The sequence below is a fragment of the Kineococcus gynurae genome (assembly GCF_042433995.1).
Taxonomy (GTDB): Bacteria; Actinomycetota; Actinomycetes; order Actinomycetales; family Kineococcaceae; genus Kineococcus; species Kineococcus gynurae.
Genome location: NZ_JBHLUI010000003.1, coordinates 26449 through 45549 on the forward strand (window position 1 = coordinate 26449; position 19101 = coordinate 45549).

Genomic DNA, 19101 nt, shown 5'->3' on the forward strand with positions numbered 1-19101 from the left:
GTCGGGCCGGTCTCAGAACATGTGCGGGTAGCGGTGGTCGGTCGCCGGGACGAACGTCTCCTTGATCGAGCGCGGGGAGACCCAGCGCTGCAGGTTCAGGATCGAGCCCGCCTTGTCGTTGGTCCCCGAGGCGCGGGAACCGCCGAACGGCTGCTGACCGACGACGGCCCCTGTGGGCCGGTCGTTGACGTAGAAGTTCCCGGCCGCGAACCGCAGGGCGGTGGAGGCCTCCTCGACCGCCGCCCGGTCCTGCGCGATCACCGCACCGGTCAGGCCGTAGGGGGAACCCGAGTCGACCAGGTCGAGGACCTGGGGCCAGCGGGCGTCGTCGTACACGTGCACCGCGAGGATCGGGCCGAAGTACTCGTCGCAGAACGCGGCGTCGGTCGGGTCCTCCCCGAGCAGCACGGTCGCGTCGACGAAGTACCCCTCGCTGTCGTCGCAGTTCCCACCGGCGGCGACGGTCAGGCCGGGGGTGTTCCGGGCCCGCTCCAGGGCGGCCTTGTTCTTGGCGAAGGAACGGGCGTCGATGACGGCCCCGCCGAAGTTCGAGAGGTCGGAGACGTCACCGAAGCGCAGCGAGCGGACGGTGTCGAGGAACTCCCCACCCATGCGCTGCCACACCGACCTCGGCACGAACGCACGGGAGGCGGCCGAGCACTTCTGGCCCTGGTACTCGAACGCACCGCGGACCATCGCGGTCGCCAGGATCGCCGGGTCGGCCGAGGGGTGGGCGAGGACGAAGTCCTTGCCCCCGGTCTCGCCGACGAGGCGCGGGTAGGTGCGGTAGTTCGCGATGTTCTCCCCGACCGTGCGCCACAGGTGCTGGAACGTCGCGGTGGAGCCGGTGAAGTGGATCCCGGCCAGACGGGGGTCGGCGAGCAGCACCTCGGAGACCGCACGGCCGTCGCCGGTCAGCAGGTTGATGACGCCCGGGGGCAACCCGGCCGCCTCCAGCAGGCGCATCGTCCAGTACGCCGCGAGGGTCTGGGTGGGGCTGCACTTCCAGATCACCGTGTTCCCCATCAGGGCGGGGGCCGCGGGCAGGTTGCCGGCGATGGCGGTGAAGTTGAACGGGGTGATCGCGTAGACGAAACCCTCGAGCGGACGGTGGTCCATCCGGTTCCAGACCCCGGGGGAGTTCACCGGCTGCTCGGAGATGAGGCGGCGGCCGAAGGCGACGTTGAACCGCCAGAAGTCCACGAGTTCGCAGGGGGTGTCGATCTCGGCCTGCTGCGCGGTCTTGGACTGCCCCAGCATCGTGGCGGCGGCGAGCTTCTCCCGCCACGGCCCCGAGAGCAGGTCGGCGGCGCGCAGGAACACCGCGGCTCGGTCATCGTAGCCCATCGCGGCCCACGCGGGGGCCGCGGCGGTCGCGGCCTCCACGGCGGCGCGGGCGTCGGCGTGGGTCGCACCGCCGAACGTGCCGAGCACCGCGGCGTGGCGGTGCGGCTGGACGACGTCGACGCGCTCCCCGCCGCCGAGGGACTGCACCCCGCCGATGGTCTGGGTGAGTTCCACGGGGTTCGCGGCCTGCTCGGTCAGCTGGTCGGTGAGGAGCTTGCGCTCCGGGCTGCCCGGTGCGTAGGAGTGGACCGGTTCGTTGATCGGGTCGGGGACGACCGTGATGCTCTGCACGGGGGTTTCCTTCCGGGGGTTCAGCGGGAGAACAGGCTGCGGGCGAAGAACAGGAGGTTCGCCGGACGTTCGGCGAGCCGGCGGGAGAAGTATCCGTACCAGTCGGTGCCGTACGGGACGTAGACGCGCACGCGGTGCCCGGCCTGCGCGAGACGCTGCTGCTCGGTCGTCCGGATGCCGTAGAGCATCTGGAACTCCGCGTCCTCGGCCGAGCGCGCGTGGCGGCGGAGGAGCTCCTCGGCGAGGTCGATCATGCGCTGGTCGTGCGTCGCGATCATCGGGTACCCCTGACCCCCGACGAGGATCTCCAGGCAGCGGGCGTAGGCGCGGTCGACGTCGGCCTTGGCGGCGTGCGCGACCGAGGCCGGCTCGGCGTAGGCGCCTTTGACCAGACGGATCCGCGACCCGGGACCGGACAGGTCACGGGCGTCGGCCTCGGTGCGGAACAGCATCGACTGCAGCACCGCACCGGTCCGCGGGAAGTCCGCCCGCAGGGCGCGCAGGGTCTCCAGGGTCGCGTCGACGGTGGTGTGGTCCTCCATGTCCAGGGTCATGTCGACCCCGACCCCGGCGGCCGCGGCGGCCAGCTCCGCGGCGTTGTGGGTCGCGAGCGCCGGACCGTCCGTCCCGAGGGACTGCCCCAGCGCGGACAGCTTCACGGAGATCTCGTTGCCCTCGGTGAGGCCGGCGTCGGCCAGGCGCTGCAGCACCTCGCGGTAGCCGGCCACGGTCGCGGTGGCCTCGCGCGGGTCGGTGATGTCCTCGCCGAGCCGGTCCAGCGTCAGGCGCAGGCCGGCCCCGTTCAGGTCGGCGGCCGCGCGGACGGCGGCGTCCGCGTCGGTGCCGGGGACGAAGCGCCGCACGACGGGGCGCGACAGCGAGCTCTTCGTCACGGTGGCCCGGACGACGGGGTTGCCCGCCACACCCAGCAGCACGGGCCCGAAGGCGAGCCGGCGGCGGGTCTTCGCGGGCTTCTGGGGGGTCTGGAGCAGGGACATGGCGGCCTCCACCGGTCGAGGGCCCCACCCGGGGCGTACGTCGACGGTAGGCCGGTTCGTCGAGGGCGAACAGTGACGACGGTCAGGATCTCGGACGGGTTCGTCGTACAGATGGATGACGGATGAGTGCCGGTTTCGGCATGATGACCGCGTGAACGTGCGGGGGCCGGCCGAGGTCCAGGACCTCGTGGACACCATCGCCGCCGCGACCGGCGCCCCTACCGTGCTGGAGGACCGGGACCTGCACCTGGTCGCGAGCTCGCAGCAGGAGGGCCCGCTCGACGCCGTGCGTCGGGAGTCGGTCCTGCGCCGGCGCTCCAGCGCGGCCGTCCAGGAGCAGTTCGCCGCGTTCGGGATCGCGCGGGCCGAGGAGCCGCTGCGGATCCCGGCCCGTCCGGAGACCGGCCTGCTCCCCCGCTGGTGCGTCCCGGTGCGCTGGCGGGCGGTCACCTACGGCTACCTCTGGCTGCTCGACCCGGACGGGCGGGTGGACGCCGGCACCCTGGCCGAGCTGGCCGAGGCCGTCGAGCAGGTGGCCGCGCTGCTGGCCGCCCGCGCCCGGCTGCGCGACCGGACGACGTGGGCGGTGGGCGGGCTGCTCGCCGAGGACGCCGGGGAACGGGCCCGGGCCGCCGAGGAGCTGCAGCGCGACGCCCTGCTGCCCCCGGGTGGGGTGCGGGTGGTGGCGCTCGCGCCGCGCGGGGCGGTGACGACGGGCCCGGTCAACGGGTGGGTGCTGCCCCGGGGGGTGCTCAGCGCCGCGGTCGGCGGGCGGGCCGCCCTGGTCGTGCCCGACGACGAGGGGGCGGGACCCGCGGCCGGGCGGGCGGCCGGGCGGGCGGCCAACGCGCTGCTCGCGCAGCACCCGGCGGGCGTGGCGGCGGGGATCTCGGGCGACGTGGCGCTCACCGACGGGCACCGCGGCTGGCGCCAGGCGACCGCCGCGCTGCGGGCCGCCCTGGCCGGGCCCGGGCCGGTGGTCACCCTGCGGGAGTGGGGGGTGCTGGGCGTGGACCGGCTCCGGGCGCTCGCCGACCCGGCCACGCTGGCGAGCACGGTGACCGACGACCGGACGGCCCGCCTGCTCGCCGGCGACCCCGAGCTGGTGCGCACGGCCCGGACCTGGCTGGACCTCGCGGGCAGCGTCGGACGGACCGCGGCCGCCCTGTCGGTGCACCGGCAGACGCTCTACGCGCGGCTGCGCCGGATCGAGGCGGAGACCGGGCTGGACCTCACCGACGGCCGCGACCGGCTGGCCCTGCACGTGGCGCTGGTGCTCACCGGTCCCGACTGAGCCGACCCCGGCGGTCCTCGTCGGGGGTCGGCAGCAACCGCACCGCCACCAGGGCGACGTCGTCCTCGGGCCGCTCGGGCAGCATCCGGGCCAGCAGACCGTCGCAGAGCCGGTCCAGGTCGTGCTCGAGGTCCAGGTCGCCGGACGCCACGAGCTCCTCGACCGTCGCGGCCAGGCGTTCCAGGCCCTCGTCGACGGCCTGGTCGCGCCGTTCCACCAGCCCGTCGGTGAACAGCAGCACGACGTCGCCCTCGTCGAGGTCGAGGACGGTCTCGGTGCGGGGCACCGTCGGGTCGATGCCGAGCAGCAGGTCCGGTTCGGCCGCCACCTCGAAGCCGTCGACCACCTCGACGCCACCCGCGCGGGACAGCCGGACCATGGGCGGGTGGCCCGCGCTGGACCAGCGCAGCCGGGTTCCGTCCTCGTCGGTCTCGAGCCGGGCCACCAGCACCGTGGCGATGACCGACCGGTGCAGACCGGCGACGGTCGCGTCGAGCTGGGCGAGGAGGTCGGCCGGGCCCGCGCCGGTGGCGTAGGCCGTCCCCCGCAGCAGCGAGCGCAGCTCGCCCATGGAACCGGCCGCGGCGACGTCGTGGCCCATGACGTCGCCGATGACCAGGACGGTGGACCCGTCGGCCTGGGGGAAGACGTCGTACCAGTCGCCGCCGACGCGCACGGCCTCGGCCGCCGGGGCGTAGCGCACCGTGATCTGCAGCTCGTCGGTCCCGACCGGGGCCGAGAGCAGGTTGCGCTGCAGGCTCTCCGCGATGCTCTGCTGGCGTCCGTAGAGGCGGGCGTTGTCGATGGCCAGGGCCGCGGCCCCGGCCACGTCGTGCAGCAGCTGCAGCTCGGGCCGGGTCCACGCCTCGGCCCCGAGGCCGCGGCCCACGGTGAGCAGTCCGAGCGGTCGCTGCCGGGCCAGCAGCGGGACGAGGACGACCTGGCCGGGGTCCAGGGCCGCGACGGCCTCGGCGGCGGCGCCCGTCCCGGGTCCGGCCGGCCCGGCGGGCAGCCCGGCCAGGAGCTCAGCGCGGGGCGGGCCGTCGAGCACCGACCACGGGGCGGTCCCGATCGCGACCAGGCGGTCGGCCCAGGAGGGCAGGGCGGCGGGGCGGGCGGCGACGTAGGCCTCCAGCGCGGGCCGGGCGCGCGGGTCGGCGTGGACCCAGCCGGTGTCGCCCAGCTCGTCCTGGTCGTCGAGCAGCGAGACCACGCACCAGTCACCCAGGGCGGGCACCAGGTGCTGCCCGAAGCGCCGGACCGCCGGCGCCAGGTCGAGGGTGCTGGTGAGGTCGGTGGTCACGGCGGCGAGCAGGCGCAGGCGCCGGTTGGCGTCCTCGGCCTCGCGCTGGGCGGTCCGCCGGGCCGTGGCCTGGCTCATGGCCACCGACAACCCCTCGGGGTCCGGCCACGCGCGGACCTCCCACCACTGCCCGGAGCCGGGGACGAGCTCCAGCTCCACCTCCACCGGGGCGCCGCGCCCGACCGCGGCGTGGAAGACGGCCTCCACCTGGCCCCCGCGCAGCTGCGGGAACTCCTCCCAGAGCGAGCGGCCCGCCACCTGGCCCAGCGTGCGCCGGAGCCGCTGCTCGGCGGCCGCGTTCAGGTAGCGGAAGCGACCCACCCGGTCGAACTGGGCGAAGGGGTCGGGCAGGGCGGCGAGCGCGTGCCGCCCGTCGTCCTCCCGGCGCTGGGGGGTGGTGTCGAAGACGATCCCGACCAGGTCCGGCAGCCGGGGCGACCCCGGTGCGGGAGGTGTCCCGGTGGCGCCCAGCGCGGCCCCGCGCAGCCGCAGCCAGCGCTGGCGCCCGTCGGCCCGCCAGGCCCGCACCTCCTCGTCGAAGGTGCCACCGACCGCCCGGCACCGCTCGACCGCGACCTCGAGGGCGAACCGGTCGTCGGGATGGATCATGGCGGCCAGGTCGTCCACGGGCTCGCGCGGTCCCGACCCCACGGCGGCCAGCAACCCGCGGGCCTGCTCGTCCCACCCGACCGTCCGGTCGGTGAGGTCGACGTCGAAGCGACCGACGCCGGTCAGTCCGAGCGTCAGGCTCCGACGCACCCGCTCGGCCCGGTCCGGCCCCTCGTCGGTCAGCACGAGCTCGTCCCCGGCCACCGCGGCGGCGAGGTCGACCAGCAACGGCAGGTGTCCGTCCCAGTCGCGCGGACGGGGGTCGGAGACACCCAGGACGCCGAGGGTCCGGCCGCCGGGACCGCGCACGACCGCCCCGAGGAAGCTCGCGACGCCCTCGTCCAGCGCCTCTGCGGCCCGGGCCAGCGTCCGCGGGTCGGCGGCCACGTCCTCGACGGCCAGGGGGGCGCGGGCCGCCCGGGTCAGCCCGCCCAGGCCGGCCGGCCCGTCGTCCTCGACGGGCCACCAGTGCGCCCCGTCCACCCCGACCAGCCGGGCCGCGAGCGCGGCGTACCGGTGGGCCAGGTCCCGGACCGGGACCGACCCCTCCGTCCCGTCCGCGCGCACCGCACCGGTCGGGGCAGGCGGGGGCGACCCCTCACCCGGCTGCTCGGCGGTGACGGGGGCGCGGCGGCGCTCGGTCCGGTCGATGGGACGACTGTAGGAGTGTCGGAGCGTGACCGCGGGGTTTCGGTGCGCTTCGTGGCGGTCCGGACGGGTCAGAGCTGGACGCTGCGGTAGGTGGCGAGCAGGTCGTCGTTGATCGTCGCCCAGTCCCGTCCGGCGATGGAGGTGCGGGCCGCGGCCGCCATCTGCTGCCGCAGGTGCGGATCGGCCACCAGTCGGGTGACCCGCTGCCGGAGGTCGACGGCCGACCCGGGGTCGAAGAGGTCACCGTTGACCCCGGGGTCGACGAGGTCGAGCAGCCCGCCCGCGGCCGGGGCCACGACGGGCACCCCGCTGGCCAGCGCCTCCTGCGCCGCCTGGCAGAACGTCTCGTGCCGCCCGGTGTGCACGAACAGGTCGAGCGAGGCGAAGGTCGAGGACAGGTCCAGCCCCCCGATCATCCCCAGGAAGGTCGCCCGGGGCAGCTGCCGCTGCAGGGCACCGCGGGCCGGGCCGTCCCCGGCGACGACCAGCCGGACGCCGGGGAGGTCCTGCACCCCGCGCAGCAGGGCCAGCTCCTTCTCCGGCGCCAGCCGCCCGATGTAACCGACCAGCAGCTCGCCGTCCGGAGCCAGCCGGGCGCGCAGCTCGTCGTCGCGGTGCGTGGGCGAGAAGCGGCGCGGGTCGACGCCCCGCGGCCACCGGCTGACCCGGTCGACGCCGTGCGCCTCGAGCTGCGCGCAGGCGTGCCGGCTCGGGGCCAGCGTGCGGGTGGCGGCGCTGTGCACGGTCCGGACCCAGCGCCAGGCCGCCCGGGTGAGCGCGGTCAACCGGTAGCGCTCGGCGTAGCCCGGCAGGTCGGTCTGGTAGATCGCGACGCTCGGGACGTCCATGCGCCGGGCCAGGGCGGCCGCGTGCGCGCCCAGCACGGCCGGCGCGGCCAGGTGCACGACGTCGGGCCGGAAGCCGGCCAGCGCGCGGGACAGCTCGAGGTTCGGCAGGGACACCCGTTGCTCGGCGTACATCGGCAGCGGGGCCGACGGGATGCGTCGGACCTCGACGTCACCGTGCCGATCGGGGCCGGGTCCGGGGGCGACGACCATCGCCTCGTGGCCCTGGCGGCGGAGGTGCTCCACGACGCGGAGCACGGAGTTGGTGACCCCGTTGACCTGGGGCAGGAAGGACTCGGTGACGACGGCGACGCGCACCCGACCAGCCTGTCGAGCCCGGCCCGGGCCCCGGCGAGATCGCGGCCAGGGTCGCGTGAACCGCTGCGGAACACTTGGGGCGCAGTCGTTCCCGGTTCACCGGAGCGACCCGGGCGGGCCGCCGACCGCTCACCGGGGGTTCAGATGCCGAGCGCCCGCAGGCTGGCCAGCAGCTCCTGCGCGTCCTCGGCGGGCACGCCCATCGTGGCGTTGAGCCACATCCCGTCCCCGATGAGCTGGATCACCCGGGACAGCCGACGGTCCCCGACCTGCTCCTCGATGGCGGCCCGCCAGTCCTCGGTGATCTCGCCGAACACCGTGACCGCGCGCGCCTCCCCGTCCTGGGCCAGGCGCACGGCGGCGACGGTGGCCCGGTGCAGGCCGGGGACGAGGTCGTCGACCGAGGTGTTCAGGTAGTAGGCCGCCGCCCCCTCGGGGGCCGCACGCATCAGGTCCAGGTCGGCCCCGGCCAACCGCCGCAGGCGGGCCAGCTGCCCCTCGACCAGCGCGTCCTTGCTCCCGTAGTGGTACAGCAGGCCGCCCTTGGACACCCCGGCCGTCGAGGCCACCGCGTCCAGCGTCGCCGCGCGCGGCCCCTGGTCGCAGATGAGCTCCTCGTAGGCGTCCAGCAGGCGCTCGCGGGTGGCCCCGCGGGCGGGGGCGGCAGGGGGGCGGGACACCGGGAGATCCTACGGCTAGCCAACTAAACCGTCTGGACGGTACAGTAAATCGACGACGTGGCCGCCGCCGCGTCGCGAACGGAAGAGAAGGACATGACCCCGCACCCCGCCGGCCGGCCGGAGAAGCGCCCGACGCCGACCTCCGCCCCCACGCACACCGCCCCCGCGACCACCGCCCCCGCTCCCGCCCCCCGTGCGGGGTGGCGCGAGTGGAGCGCGCTGGCGGTGCTGGTCCTGCCGGTCCTCATCGTCTCCATCGACCTCACGGTCCTGAGCTTCGCGCTCCCGGCGATCAGCGAGTCCCTGGCCCCGACCGGGACCCAGCTGCTCTGGATCGTCGACGGGTACTCCCTGGCGATCGCCGGGCTGCTCGTCACGATGGGTTCCCTCGGCGACCGCTTCGGCCGCCGGAAGCTGCTGCTCATCGGCGGCACCGGGTTCGCCACCGTCTCGGCGCTGGCCGCCCTGGCCGACACGGCCGAGTCGCTCGTCGCGGCCCGGGTCGCCCTCGGCATCTTCGGGGCGACCCTGATGCCGTCCACGTTGTCGTTGCTGCGCAGCACGTTCCACGACCGCAACCAGCGCCGGACCGCGTTCGCGATCTGGGCCGGGGGTTTCGCCGCCGGTTCCGCGCTCGGGCCCGTCGTCGGCGGTTACCTGCTCGAGCACTTCTGGTGGGGTTCGGTGTTCCTGATGAACATCCCCGTCATGGTGGTGCTCCTCGTGCTCGGCCCGGTGTTCCTGCGGGAGAGCCGCAACCCGGTGGCCGGTCGCATCGACGTCGTCTCGGTCGTGCTGTCGATCGCCGCCCTCACCGCCCTGGTCTACGTGCTGAAGAGCCTGGCCAAGTCCGTCGGGCACGGGCTCGACGCCACCCCGGTCCTGCTGCTGCTCACCGGGCTCGTCCTCGGACTCGTGTTCGTGCGCCGTCAGCACCGGCTCGCCGAACCGCTGCTGCAGGTCGACCTGTTCCGGATCCCGGTGTTCCGCTCGGCCGTGCTGGCCAACCTGATGTCGGTGCTCGGCATGACCGGGATGCTGTTCGCCACCTCGCAGTACCTGCAGCTCGTCCTCGGGCTCGCGCCGATGGACGCCGGGCTGCTGCTGCTGCCGGGGGCGGTCGTCTCGATCGTCGCCAGCCTGGTCGCGGCCCGGCTGGCGCGCCGGCACCCGCTGCACGTCCTGATCCCGGTCGGGCTGCTGCTCGGCACGACCGGGTACGCCGTCGCCGCGACCCTCGGTGCGGGCACCGACGGGGTCCTCGTCCCCGCGATCCAGCTGGGCGTGGCCTTCGTGGTCCTCTCGGCCGGGGCCGGTCTGGCCGAGACGCTGACCAACGACGCGATCCTCTCGACCGCCCCCGCGGAGCGCTCGGGTGCGGCCTCGGCCATCTCCGAGACCGCCTACGAGGTCGGCGCCGTGCTGGGGACCACGCTGCTCGGCTCCCTGCTCAACGCCGTCTACCGCTCCTCGATCAGCGTCCCCGCGACGGCGAGCGGTGAGCAGGCGGCCGCGGCCGCGGAGACCCTCGGGGCGGCGACCCGGGTGGCCTCCGAGCTGCCAACCGGAGGCCCGGAGCTGCTCGTCTCGGCGCGGGAGGCGTTCGCCACCGGGCTGGACGTGACGTCCCTGGCCGGGGCGCTGCTCACGGCGACCGCGGCCTGGATGGTGTGGCGCACGCTGCGTCCCCGGACGACGGCCACGACCCCGGCCCGGCCCGTCGAGTCCGTCCCCGCCTGAGCCGTCGGTCCGCGCCCGGGAGGCGGGCGCGGACCGTCCTGCCTACCGTCGCGGCATGCCCAAGACGACCAGGAACGGCGAGGTCCGCGAGGACGAGCTCCCCTCGACCCTGCAGCGCTCCGACGAGCACGCCCAGGCCACCTTCGCCAAGGCGCACGACTCCGCCGAGGAGCAGTACGGCGACGGGGAGCGTGCGGCGCGGGTGGCCTGGGCCGCGGTGAAGCACACCCACGAGAAGGTGGGCGACCACTGGGAGCCCAAGGAGGAGAACGGGCCCTCCGACCGGCAGTCGGCCGAGGGCGACGCCTCCACCGACCTCGGGACCGCCGGCGGGGTGGACGAGAACGCCACCAAGGAGCACCTCATGGAGCTCGCGCGGCGACTCGACGTGCCGGGCCGCTCGAGCATGACCAAGGCCGAGCTGGTGGAGGCGCTGCAGAAGGCCAACGACCGGGCCACCGCCGAGGCCCGCGGGGACTGAGCCGCCGGGACCGTCCACCCGGCTCGCTCAGGCGGGCTCGTCCTCGTCCGTGGAGTCCTCGGCGAGCTCGCCGAGCCGGCGCCGGACCAGTCCCTCGACCACGTGGGCCTGCTCCTCGGCGCGCCGGGCGAGCGATCCGGCCGGGCCGAGCAGGGGCGCCAGGCCGGGTCGGGGGGAGTCCGCCCCCAGGGCGGCGAGCCCCCGCCACACCCCGGCCCGCCGGTGCAGGTCGGCGGCGACCGCCTCGAGGTCCAGCGCCGTGCGCAGCCGCGGGTCGAGGACCCGGGCGGTCAGCGGCAACCGGTCCAGCCCGGGCAGCGTGTGCAGCAGCGGCAGCAGGTCGGCCGTCCGGGCCGACATCCAGGAACCGACCAGGGCCTGCGACCGCGCGGTCCAGTCGGGTCCGACCCCGAGGTGGCGGGCCAGCGACCGCAGCGCCGCCCGGTCGGCGGTCACGGCCCGCCGCACCTGCTCGAGCGTCGCCCGCTCCGTGGCCGACGTCGACCGGGCCAGGCGTCGCAGGTCGGCGCCCAACGCACTGGTCAGCGCCAGCTGCTCGACCAGCCAGGCGCCCACGGCCGGGGGCATCGGCACGACCCCCACCGCCGCCGGACGGGTCGCCCGCGCGTGGCGCCAGGGTCGTCGTGCGACCCACTGCGATACCCCCACGCACCTCTCCGTCCTCGTTGTCCGACCCGACCGCCGACCGTAGCCGTCGGGGGGCCCCGCCGCACCACCCGTGGGCCGGGGTGGATCGCACGGGGGCGAGGTGGTCGGATGACCCATGGCCTTCCTGCGACTGCTCCCGCGCCTGTCGGTCCGCGACCTCGCCGCCGAGGTCGCCTTCTACGAGCGGCTAGGGTTCGTCGCCCGCACGACGGCCGGGGGGTCGGTGACCCTGGAGGCCGACGGGGTCGCCTTCGGTCTGCACGAGGACCGGCACGCGCCCGGGGGGGCCGGGCCGGGCGGGACGACCTGGCAGATGGAGGTCGACGACGTGCACGCCGTCGCCGAGCGGGCCCGTCGCGCGCACCTGATCACCGACGAGCTCCCCCGGCAGCAGGCCGACGGGGAGTGGACCTGGCGGTTGCGCACGCCCGGCGGCTACCTGCTCCTGCTGCAGTCGCACGCTGATCCCCGCTTCGGCTGCGACCTGCGCTCGGCGGCGCTGGCCCTGCCCGGGGTGGTGGAGCTGCACGAGGACGGTCGTCGCACCTACCGCGTGGGCCGCACCCTGGTCGCGGCCCAGCCGGACCCCCTCACCGCCGAGGTGCGACTGCGCCCCGAGGACGTCCCGGCGGCGGGCGCGGTCGCCGGGGTCGTGCCCGCCCCCGGCGGCGCCCGGGTCGACCTGGCCGCGGTCGACCCCGACGTCCTCGCCGAGCTGCTGCGCACCTCCCACGACCGGTGGTCGCCGCCCGTTCCCGACGTGGGTCTGCTGCGGCAGGAGTGACGGGGCGGATTCCGCGGTACCCGTGGCGCGGTCCCCGGTAAGTCACGTAGCGTGTTCTCGCGACTACACGACTGGAGGAAGCTGCCATGGAGGGTTCTCCCGGCGGACTGCTCATGACCGAGGGGCCGGCCCTCGACTCGGCGGTCACCCTCATGCCCGCGCACTTCGAGAGCGACGCCCCGGCGATGCACGCGGGCACCGTCCGCTCGTGGATCGCGAGCGCCGCCGGACTGGTCGTGACCTCCCAGGTGAGCACGACGCCGGAGACGGTCGCCGCCCTCGACGGACAACGGGTCTGGGTCAGCACCGACTCCGACGACGGCGCCGACGGGGTCCGTCCGCACGGGGTCTTCCAGGCCGTGGCCCAGGCGTCCCGGTCCGACGAGCTGAGCCTCACCGGGGTGATGCTGCTGGTCGCCGAGACCCGGCGCGGGGCGGTCCGGGCCCCGACGGAGGTCGAGGCCCGGCTCAGCTCCGACACCGGCGAGGCCCGGACGACCACGGTCGACCTGTCCCGCACCGGGATGCGCGTGCGCGACACCGCGGACCTGCCGCACACCCCGCACGCCCCCGTCGAAGTCTCGCTGGCGCTGGAGGACGGGTCCGCCGTGCACGCCCGCGGCGAGGTGCTGCGCGTCGACGAGGTCTCGGGCGAGGCGGTCATCCGCTTCGTCGACGTCGACGCGCCCACCGCCGACCGGCTCGAGCACAGCGTGCTGCGCGAGCTGGCCCGTCAGCAGCGGGGGTCCTGACCCCCACCCGGGGCTCAGGACGCGGTGGCCTCGGGCTGCTCGGCCCACCACCGGTGCAGCTCGGCCCGGGCGCTCTCCTCGCCCAGCGGCCCACGGTCCAGCCGGAGCTGCAGGAGGTGCTGGTAGGCCCGGCCCACGGCCCGCGAGGGGCCGATGCCGAGCTCGGCCATGATCGCGTTGCCGTCCAGGTCGGGGCGGATCGAGTCCAGCTCCTCCTGGGCCCGCAGCCGCTTGATGCGCTCCTCGAGGTCGTCGTAGGCGGCGGCCAGCCGACGGGCCTTGCGCTGGTTGCGGGTCGTGCAGTCGCTGCGCGTCAGCCGGTGCAGCCGCCCGAGCAGCGGCCCGGCGTCGGTGACGTAGCGGCGGACCGCGGAGTCGGTCCACTCCCCGTCGCCGTACCCGTGGAAGCGCAGGTGCAGCTCGGTCAGCCGGGCCACCGCCTTGACGGTGTCGTTGTCGTAGCGCAACGCCTTGAGCCGCTTGGCGACCAGCTTGGCCCCGACCACCTCGTGGTGGTGGAAGCTCACCCCGCCGCCGGCCTCGAACCGGCGGGTGCGCGGTTTGCCGATGTCGTGCAGCAGCGCCGCCAGGCGCAGCACCAGGTCGGGCCCGGGCACGGCCTCGACGCCCTCGGTCCCCTCGGGATCCTCCAGGTCGACGGCCTGCTGGAGCACGGTCAGCGAGTGCTCGTAGACGTCCTTGTGCCGGTGGTGCTCGTCGATCTCCAGCTGCAGGGCGGGCAGCTCGGGGAGCACGTGGGCGGCCAGCCCCGTCTCGACCAGCAGCCGCAGCCCGGCGATCGGGTCGAGCCCGAGCAGCAGCTTGGTCAGCTCGGTGCGCACGCGCTCGGCCGAGACGATGGTGATCCGCTCGGCCATCGCGGTCATCGCGGCGAGGACCTCCGGTGCCGGGCGCAGGCGCAGCTGGGAGGCGAAGCGGGCCGCGCGCATCATCCGCAGCGGGTCGTCGGAGAACGACCGCTCCGGGGTCCCGGGAGTGCGCAGCAGGCCCGCGGCGAGGTCGGTCAGGCCGTCGTGGGGGTCGGCGAAGTCGAGCGAGGGCAGCCGCAGCGCCATCGCGTTGACGGTGAAGTCGCGTCGGGACAGGTCGCCGGTCAGGTCCTCGCCGTAGCTGACCTCGGGCTTGCGGGAGGCCGCGTCGTACACCTCGGCCCGGTAGGTGGTCACCTCGGCGACCACGTCGACCGTCGTCCCGTCCGGCCCGGTGCTGCGACGGCGGGCACCGATCGTGCCGAACTCGCGCCCGACGTCCCAGTGCGCGTCGCCCCACGCCCGCAGCAGCCGCGACGTGACGTCCGGGTGGGCGTCGGTGGTGAAGTCCAGATCGGCCGAGCGTCGACCGAGGAACGCGTCGCGCACCGGACCCCCGACCAGGGCGAGCTCGTGCCCGGCGGCCGCGAACCGTCGGCCCAGGTCGACCAGGACGGGCATCACCGGCTCCAGCGCCGCGACGGCGCGCGCCCGGGCCTCGTCCAGCGCGGCCCCCAGCGCGGAGCTCGCGTCGGGGACGACGGGGGCGGGGAGCTGGTCCTGCGGTCGGGGCACGGGTGTCAAGGGTGCCAGATCGTGGCCCCCGCCCTGGTTACAGTGACCCGATGGTCAAGCCTGAGGGGGAGCCGCGTCGTCGGCCGCCCGTCGTTCAGGAGACCTCCTCCGGCGGCGTCGTGGTCGACGTCAGCACCGGGGTCCCGCGGGCGGCGGTGATCTGCCGGGTCAACCGCGCCGGACGCCTGGAGTGGTGCCTGCCCAAGGGCCACCCCGAGGCGGGCGAGACCCTCGAGCAGGCCGCGGTCCGCGAGGTCGCCGAGGAGACCGGCATCGCGGGACGCGTCGTCGAGCCGTTGAGCAGCATCGACTACTGGTTCTCGGTCGAGGGCCGGCGCATCCACAAGGTCGTGCACCTCTTCCTGCTGCAGGCGGTCGGCGGTCACCTCACCGTCGAGGGCGACCCGGACGCCGAGGCCTGCGACGTGGCCTGGGTCCCGCTCACCGACCTCAAGGCGCGGCTGGCCTTCCCGAACGAGCGCCGGGTCGCCGAACTGGCCAGCGCCCGGCACGGCCTCGCGTGAGACCCCCCGCCGGGCGACGGCCGGCGGCCGTCCTCGCCGGCACCGCCGCGGGGCTCTGCTGCCTCCTCCTCGCCCCCGGGGCGGCGCTCGCCGTGCCGTCCGCCGCGGCGACGCCGAGCACCTCCCGCACGAGCACCTCCCCCACGAGCACGGCGACGGACGGGCTGCCGGTGCAGGTGGACCTGGAGGAGGTGTCCGCGGGCGGTTACGACCCGGCCCGGCCCGAGGACCTGCTCACCGTGCGGGTGCGGGTCACCAACCTCGGCTCGGAGGCCCTGAGCGGCGTGCAGGCGCGCCTCGTCGTGCAGCGCCCGGCCCTGCGCACCCGGCAGGCGGTGGCCGCCTGGGCCGCGGCGCCGGCCACGCGATCCTTCGGCAGCGGGGTGGCCGCCTCCGACCGGGTCGCCGTGGGCCTCCGGGACGGGGACCAGGACGAGGGCGGGGGCGGGGGCGATCTCGCCGCCGGGGCCGCGACCGGGGTGACCCTCCAGCTGCCCGTCGCCCAGCTGGGCACCTCCCCCGGAGCCCACGGGCTCGCCGTCGAGGTCGTCGCCGACGGTGTCCGCGTCGGGGTGACCCGGTCGTTCGTCACCGCGCGGGACACGTCCGCGGTCCCGGCCTCGGCCACCCGGTTGACCCTGCTGCTGCCCGTGGTCGCCGGTCGCTCGGGGGACGGTTCGGGCATCTCCGCCGAGCGCGTGGCTTCCCTGGCCGAGGACGGCCGGTGGGGCCGCCTGCTCGAGGCCGGGGCCGACCCCCGGGTGGCCTGGGCCCTCGACCCCGCGCTGGTGGCGGCGGCGCGCTCGGCGGCCGGCCCCGCGGACGCGGAGGACGGGACCGACCCCGGGGAGGGGACGACCGCCGACGGGACGGAGGAACCCCCTGCCGGGACGACCGGGGCCGCCTCGGCCGAGCAGGTCGCGGCGGCCGCGACCGAGCTGCTGGGCACCCTTCGCACTTCCTCGACCGGGCGCGACGTCGTCGTGCTGCCCACGGGCGACCCGGACCTGGCCTCCCTGGCCCGCAGCCCTCAGGGCCGGACCGTGCTGACGGCCGCGGCGGCCGGGTCGACGGCCTCGGATTCCGCGGGCGCCTCCGTCGCGGACGAGCTGCCGGGGGCCCTGCTGCACGACGACGTCGCCTGGCCGGCCGACGAGGCCGCGGGGGCGCAGACGCTGCAGCTGGTGGCCGGTGCGGGGGACACGACCATCGTCCTGGACGACGACTCCCAGCCGGCCGACGCCGACCTCACCTACACCCCGACCGGGCGCAGCCGGGTCCCCGTGGAGGGGTCGGGGGCGTCGCTGTCCGGGCTGGTCGCCGACTCGACCCTGTCCGACGTCCTCGCCCTGGCGCAGTCGGCGGGCGACGGCACCGGCTCCACCGCGACCGGGGTGACGCCGACCGCGATCGTCCAACGGTTCGTGGCCGAGACCGCGACCGCGACCCTGGAACGGCCCAACGACCCCCGCAGCCTCCTGGTCGTGGCCCCGCGCACCTTCGACCCGGACCCCGCGGTCGTGGGCCGCGTCCTGCAGGCCGTGCAGACCTCGGGCTGGGGCACCTGGCAGACCCTCGACGCCCTCGAGCAGGTCCCCGTCCCCGACGTCGAACGCGGTGAACCGGTCCTGACCGAGGAGGCGGCGCGCGGCCTGCTGCCCGGGACGGCGGTCTCGGCGACGGCGTCCGCGCTGGGCGAGCTGGACGCCTTCAGCGCCGCCCTGCTCGGCGAGGACCCGGCCCTGCCCGAGCGTCGGCGCGCGGCGCTGCTGCTGGTCTCGGCGTCCTGGCGGGGGCACGCCGCCGCCCTGCCCGCGGCCCGCTCCGCCGTCGACGCGAGCGTCGAGCAGCTCCTCGACCAGGTGTCGATCCTGCCCGGGGGCACCCGCAACCTGGCGGCGACGCGCAGCGAGCTGCCGGTCACCGTCGTCAACGAGCTGGACGTCCCGGTCCGCGTCGACCTCCTGCTCCGCCCGCGCAGCCCCCGCGTCCAGCTCGACCGGGTCGCCCGCCAGGAGGTGCCCGCCGGCAGCCAACGACGCGTCGCCGTCCCGGTCCGCGCGCTGGCCAACGGCAGCGTGGTCATCGACGCCCAGCTCACCACCCCCGACGGCACCCCCATCGGCGGCAGCACCGAGGTCGAGCTGAACGTCGCGATGGGCGTCGAGGGGTGGGTCACCGGCACGATCGGCGGGATCGCGGGGGTGCTGCTGGTGGTCGGGGTCGTGCGGGCCGTGCGCCGTCCCCGACGACGGGTCGACGAGGTCGAGCACGCCGTCCTGGCCGGGGACACCGGCGCGCGGGGGCCGGACCCGGCCGGGGACCGGACGCCGGGGTCAGCGGCCCCGGAGCCCGGGGACCCGCCGCAGCAGCGGTGAGGCCAGGTCGGTCAGCTCGCGCACGCGCATGACCCGGCACAGCACCAGGAAGACGGCCAGCACGACGACGCCCCCGGCGAGCATCGTGACCACGGCCGCCGCGCGTCCTTCGCCGAGCGGCTCCAGCAGGCGGACCACGCCGTACCCCGCACCGCCGGCCAGCAGGGCGATGATCGTGGCCCGCACGGTGGTGCGCAGCAGCCGGTACCCGTCGATGCCGTGGCCGTCGAGGGAGCGCAACCGGCGGCGCAGCAGCGCCAGCGAGAGCACCCCGCCGACGAGGTTGGACAGGCTCATGGCCGCGCCCACCCCGGCCACGGTCCACTCCGGCGGCGCGAAGAGGAGCAGGGCGACGTCGGCGAGCAGCATGACCCCGGCGACCACCACGGCGGTGACGAACGGCGTGCGGGCGTCCTCGAAGGCGTAGAAGACCCGCTGGGCCAGGTAGGTCAGGCTGAACGGGGCGAGGCCCACGGCCATGGCGACGACGACCGGGCCGATGGCGGGCTCGCCGAACAGGGCGTCGGCGATGGCCGGACCGAGGGCGAGCAGGGCCGCGCTGGAGAGCAGGGCCGCGACGAGCACCGTGCGGGCACCGGCGGAGAAGTCGCGGCGCACCGCGGCCACCTCGCCGAGCCCGGCGTTGCGCGAGAGCCGGGTGAACAGGGCCGTGACCAGCGAGACCGCCACCAGCGAGTGCGGCAGCATGAACAGCAGGTAGGCCGCGGTGTAGGACGCACTGGAGGCCCCCTCCGCCCCGGTCGTCGTGGTCCCGGCGAGCGCCTCGCCGGCCCGGGTCATCACCTTGGACGTCAGCAGGAAGACCAGCTGCCCGGCCACGACCCCGGCGAACGTCCACCCCGCCAGCCGACCCGCGGTGCGGAACCCCATGCCGCGGAAGCCGAACCGCGGCCGGTAGCCGAACCCCGCGCGGTGCAGCGGCCAGAGCAGGATCAGCGCCTGCAGCGCCACCCCCAGCGTCGAGGTGCCGGCCAGCAGCGCGATCTGACCGGAGGTCCACTCCGTCGCGTCCAACTGCTTGGCGTCGGGCACCAGCACGAGGACGGCGACCAGCCCGGCGATCGCGACGACGTTGTTGAGCACCGGCGCCCACATGTACGGGCCGAAGCTGCTCCGGGCGTTGAGCACCTGCCCGAGGACGGTGTAGAGCCCGTAGAAGAAGACCTGGGGCAGGCAGAGGAAGGCCATGGCGGTGGCCAGCGCCAGCCACTCCGGGGGCCAGGACTGCGTGTAGAGGCGGACGACCAGGGGGGCGGCGAGCGTGATGACGACCGTCGCCGCTCCCATGATCAGCAGCGCGAGGGTGACCAGCCGGTCGACGTACTCCTTGCCCCCGTCGGGCCGGCCGAAGGCCCGGACGATCTGCGGGACCAGGACCGCGTTGAGCACCCCGCCGGCCAGCAGCATGTAGAAGATGTTGGGCGCCTTGTTGGCGATGTCGAAGACCTGCGCGCCCACCTGGGCGGCCCCGCCGATGGCCGTGACCTGCAGGGCCGTGCGGACGAAGCCGAGGAGCCGGGAGACCAGGGTCCCGGAGGCCATCAGGGCACTGGACCGGGCGAGGGCGGCGTCCCCCGTGCCGGGGCTGCTCGCGGTCGCGGGGTCGGACTGGGCGCTCACCCCCCGATCGTCGTGCATCGGCGGGGCCACCGAGGACGGAGCGGCCCGCTCGACGCGGAGTCTTCCCCGTCGCGGGGCGCGGCGCAGGGTTCGTGAGGACGTCCCGACGGCGGCGGATCCGGGGAAGCGCTCACCCGGACGGCCTACGATGGAGCCGCAGCGCGCACGTCTCCGAGACCGTCGGGCCCCGTCCCGACCCCTCGGGCCGTCGTCGAACATCCAGGCGCACCG

Annotated in this window: 15 protein-coding genes; 7 read left to right on the forward strand and 8 right to left on the reverse strand. The window is 75.7% G+C overall.

Going from position 1 to position 19101, the window contains the following annotated elements:
- Positions 1–12 precede the first annotated feature (12 nt).
- Positions 13–1638 (reverse strand): L-glutamate gamma-semialdehyde dehydrogenase, encoded by a 1626-nt coding sequence (gene pruA, locus ACFFKU_RS01480; protein WP_380134839.1) that lies wholly within the window; start codon positions 1636–1638, stop codon positions 13–15.
- 20 nt (positions 1639–1658) lie between these two features.
- Positions 1659–2636, reverse strand: a complete 978-nt coding sequence (locus tag ACFFKU_RS01485; RefSeq protein WP_380134842.1) for a proline dehydrogenase family protein — start codon at positions 2634–2636, stop codon at positions 1659–1661.
- A 151-nt stretch (positions 2637–2787) separates the two neighbouring features.
- Here ACFFKU_RS01485 and ACFFKU_RS01490 point away from each other — a divergent pair, with 151 nt between their 5' ends.
- The gene (locus ACFFKU_RS01490) at positions 2788–3930 is read left to right on the forward strand and encodes a PucR family transcriptional regulator (RefSeq protein ID WP_380134845.1); all 1143 of its coding nucleotides are present in this window, start codon (positions 2788–2790) and stop codon (positions 3928–3930) included.
- Here the strand turns inward: ACFFKU_RS01490 and ACFFKU_RS01495 are convergent.
- The 3 genes from ACFFKU_RS01495 to ACFFKU_RS01505 form a co-directional block, all read right to left on the reverse strand.
- Positions 3914–6409, reverse strand: a complete 2496-nt coding sequence (locus tag ACFFKU_RS01495) for a SpoIIE family protein phosphatase (RefSeq protein WP_380134848.1) — start codon at positions 6407–6409, stop codon at positions 3914–3916. The genes ACFFKU_RS01490 and ACFFKU_RS01495 overlap by 17 nt on opposite strands.
- Before the next feature lie 152 nt (positions 6410–6561).
- Positions 6562–7656, reverse strand: a complete 1095-nt coding sequence (locus ACFFKU_RS01500) for a glycosyltransferase family 4 protein (RefSeq protein ID WP_380134851.1) — start codon at positions 7654–7656, stop codon at positions 6562–6564.
- 140 nt (positions 7657–7796) lie between these two features.
- Positions 7797–8336 carry a TetR/AcrR family transcriptional regulator gene (locus ACFFKU_RS01505; RefSeq protein WP_380134853.1) on the reverse strand — a complete coding sequence of 180 codons (540 nt, stop codon included), beginning with the start codon at positions 8334–8336 and terminating at the stop codon, positions 7797–7799.
- A 93-nt stretch (positions 8337–8429) separates the two neighbouring features.
- On the opposite strand from ACFFKU_RS01505, the gene ACFFKU_RS01510 reads away from it, so the two are divergent.
- Both ACFFKU_RS01510 and ACFFKU_RS01515 read left to right on the forward strand, forming a co-directional pair.
- Positions 8430–10076, forward strand: a complete 1647-nt coding sequence (locus tag ACFFKU_RS01510) for an MFS transporter (protein ID WP_380134855.1) — start codon at positions 8430–8432, stop codon at positions 10074–10076.
- 55 nt (positions 10077–10131) lie between these two features.
- On the forward strand, positions 10132–10557 hold the full coding sequence (locus tag ACFFKU_RS01515) for a ChaB family protein (protein ID WP_380134857.1): 426 nt from the start codon (positions 10132–10134) through the stop codon (positions 10555–10557).
- Positions 10558–10584: 27 nt separating this feature from the next.
- On the opposite strand, the gene ACFFKU_RS01520 is transcribed toward ACFFKU_RS01515, so the two are convergent.
- Positions 10585–11151 (reverse strand): hypothetical protein, encoded by a 567-nt coding sequence (locus ACFFKU_RS01520; RefSeq protein WP_380134859.1) that lies wholly within the window; start codon positions 11149–11151, stop codon positions 10585–10587.
- A gap of 190 nt (positions 11152–11341) precedes the next feature.
- Here ACFFKU_RS01520 and ACFFKU_RS01525 point away from each other — a divergent pair, with 190 nt between their 5' ends.
- Both ACFFKU_RS01525 and ACFFKU_RS01530 read left to right on the forward strand, forming a co-directional pair.
- Positions 11342–12010 carry a VOC family protein gene (locus tag ACFFKU_RS01525; protein ID WP_380134860.1) on the forward strand — a complete coding sequence of 223 codons (669 nt, stop codon included), beginning with the start codon at positions 11342–11344 and terminating at the stop codon, positions 12008–12010.
- 86 nt (positions 12011–12096) lie between these two features.
- Entirely contained in the window at positions 12097–12762 is a 666-nt protein-coding gene (locus tag ACFFKU_RS01530; protein WP_380134863.1) for a PilZ domain-containing protein, read from the forward strand.
- 14 nt (positions 12763–12776) lie between these two features.
- Here the strand turns inward: ACFFKU_RS01530 and ACFFKU_RS01535 are convergent, their stop codons facing one another.
- On the reverse strand, positions 12777–14213 hold the full coding sequence (locus ACFFKU_RS01535; protein ID WP_380136086.1) for a CCA tRNA nucleotidyltransferase: 1437 nt from the start codon (positions 14211–14213) through the stop codon (positions 12777–12779).
- Between the two features lie 164 nt (positions 14214–14377).
- Here ACFFKU_RS01535 and ACFFKU_RS01540 point away from each other — a divergent pair, with 164 nt between their 5' ends.
- Both ACFFKU_RS01540 and ACFFKU_RS01545 read left to right on the forward strand, forming a co-directional pair.
- Complete coding sequence (locus ACFFKU_RS01540; RefSeq protein ID WP_380134865.1) at positions 14378–14851, forward strand: NUDIX hydrolase; 474 nt, start codon at positions 14378–14380, stop codon at positions 14849–14851.
- Positions 14848–17229, forward strand: coding sequence for a DUF6049 family protein (locus ACFFKU_RS01545; protein WP_380134868.1), 2382 nt, complete (start codon positions 14848–14850; stop codon positions 17227–17229). Before ACFFKU_RS01540 ends, ACFFKU_RS01545 begins: the two co-directional genes overlap by 4 nt.
- Here the strand turns inward: ACFFKU_RS01545 and murJ are convergent.
- Positions 17188–18870 (reverse strand): murein biosynthesis integral membrane protein MurJ, encoded by a 1683-nt coding sequence (murJ, locus tag ACFFKU_RS01550; protein WP_380134871.1) that lies wholly within the window; start codon positions 18868–18870, stop codon positions 17188–17190. The genes ACFFKU_RS01545 and murJ overlap by 42 nt on opposite strands.
- Between the last annotated feature and the right edge of the window lie 231 nt (positions 18871–19101).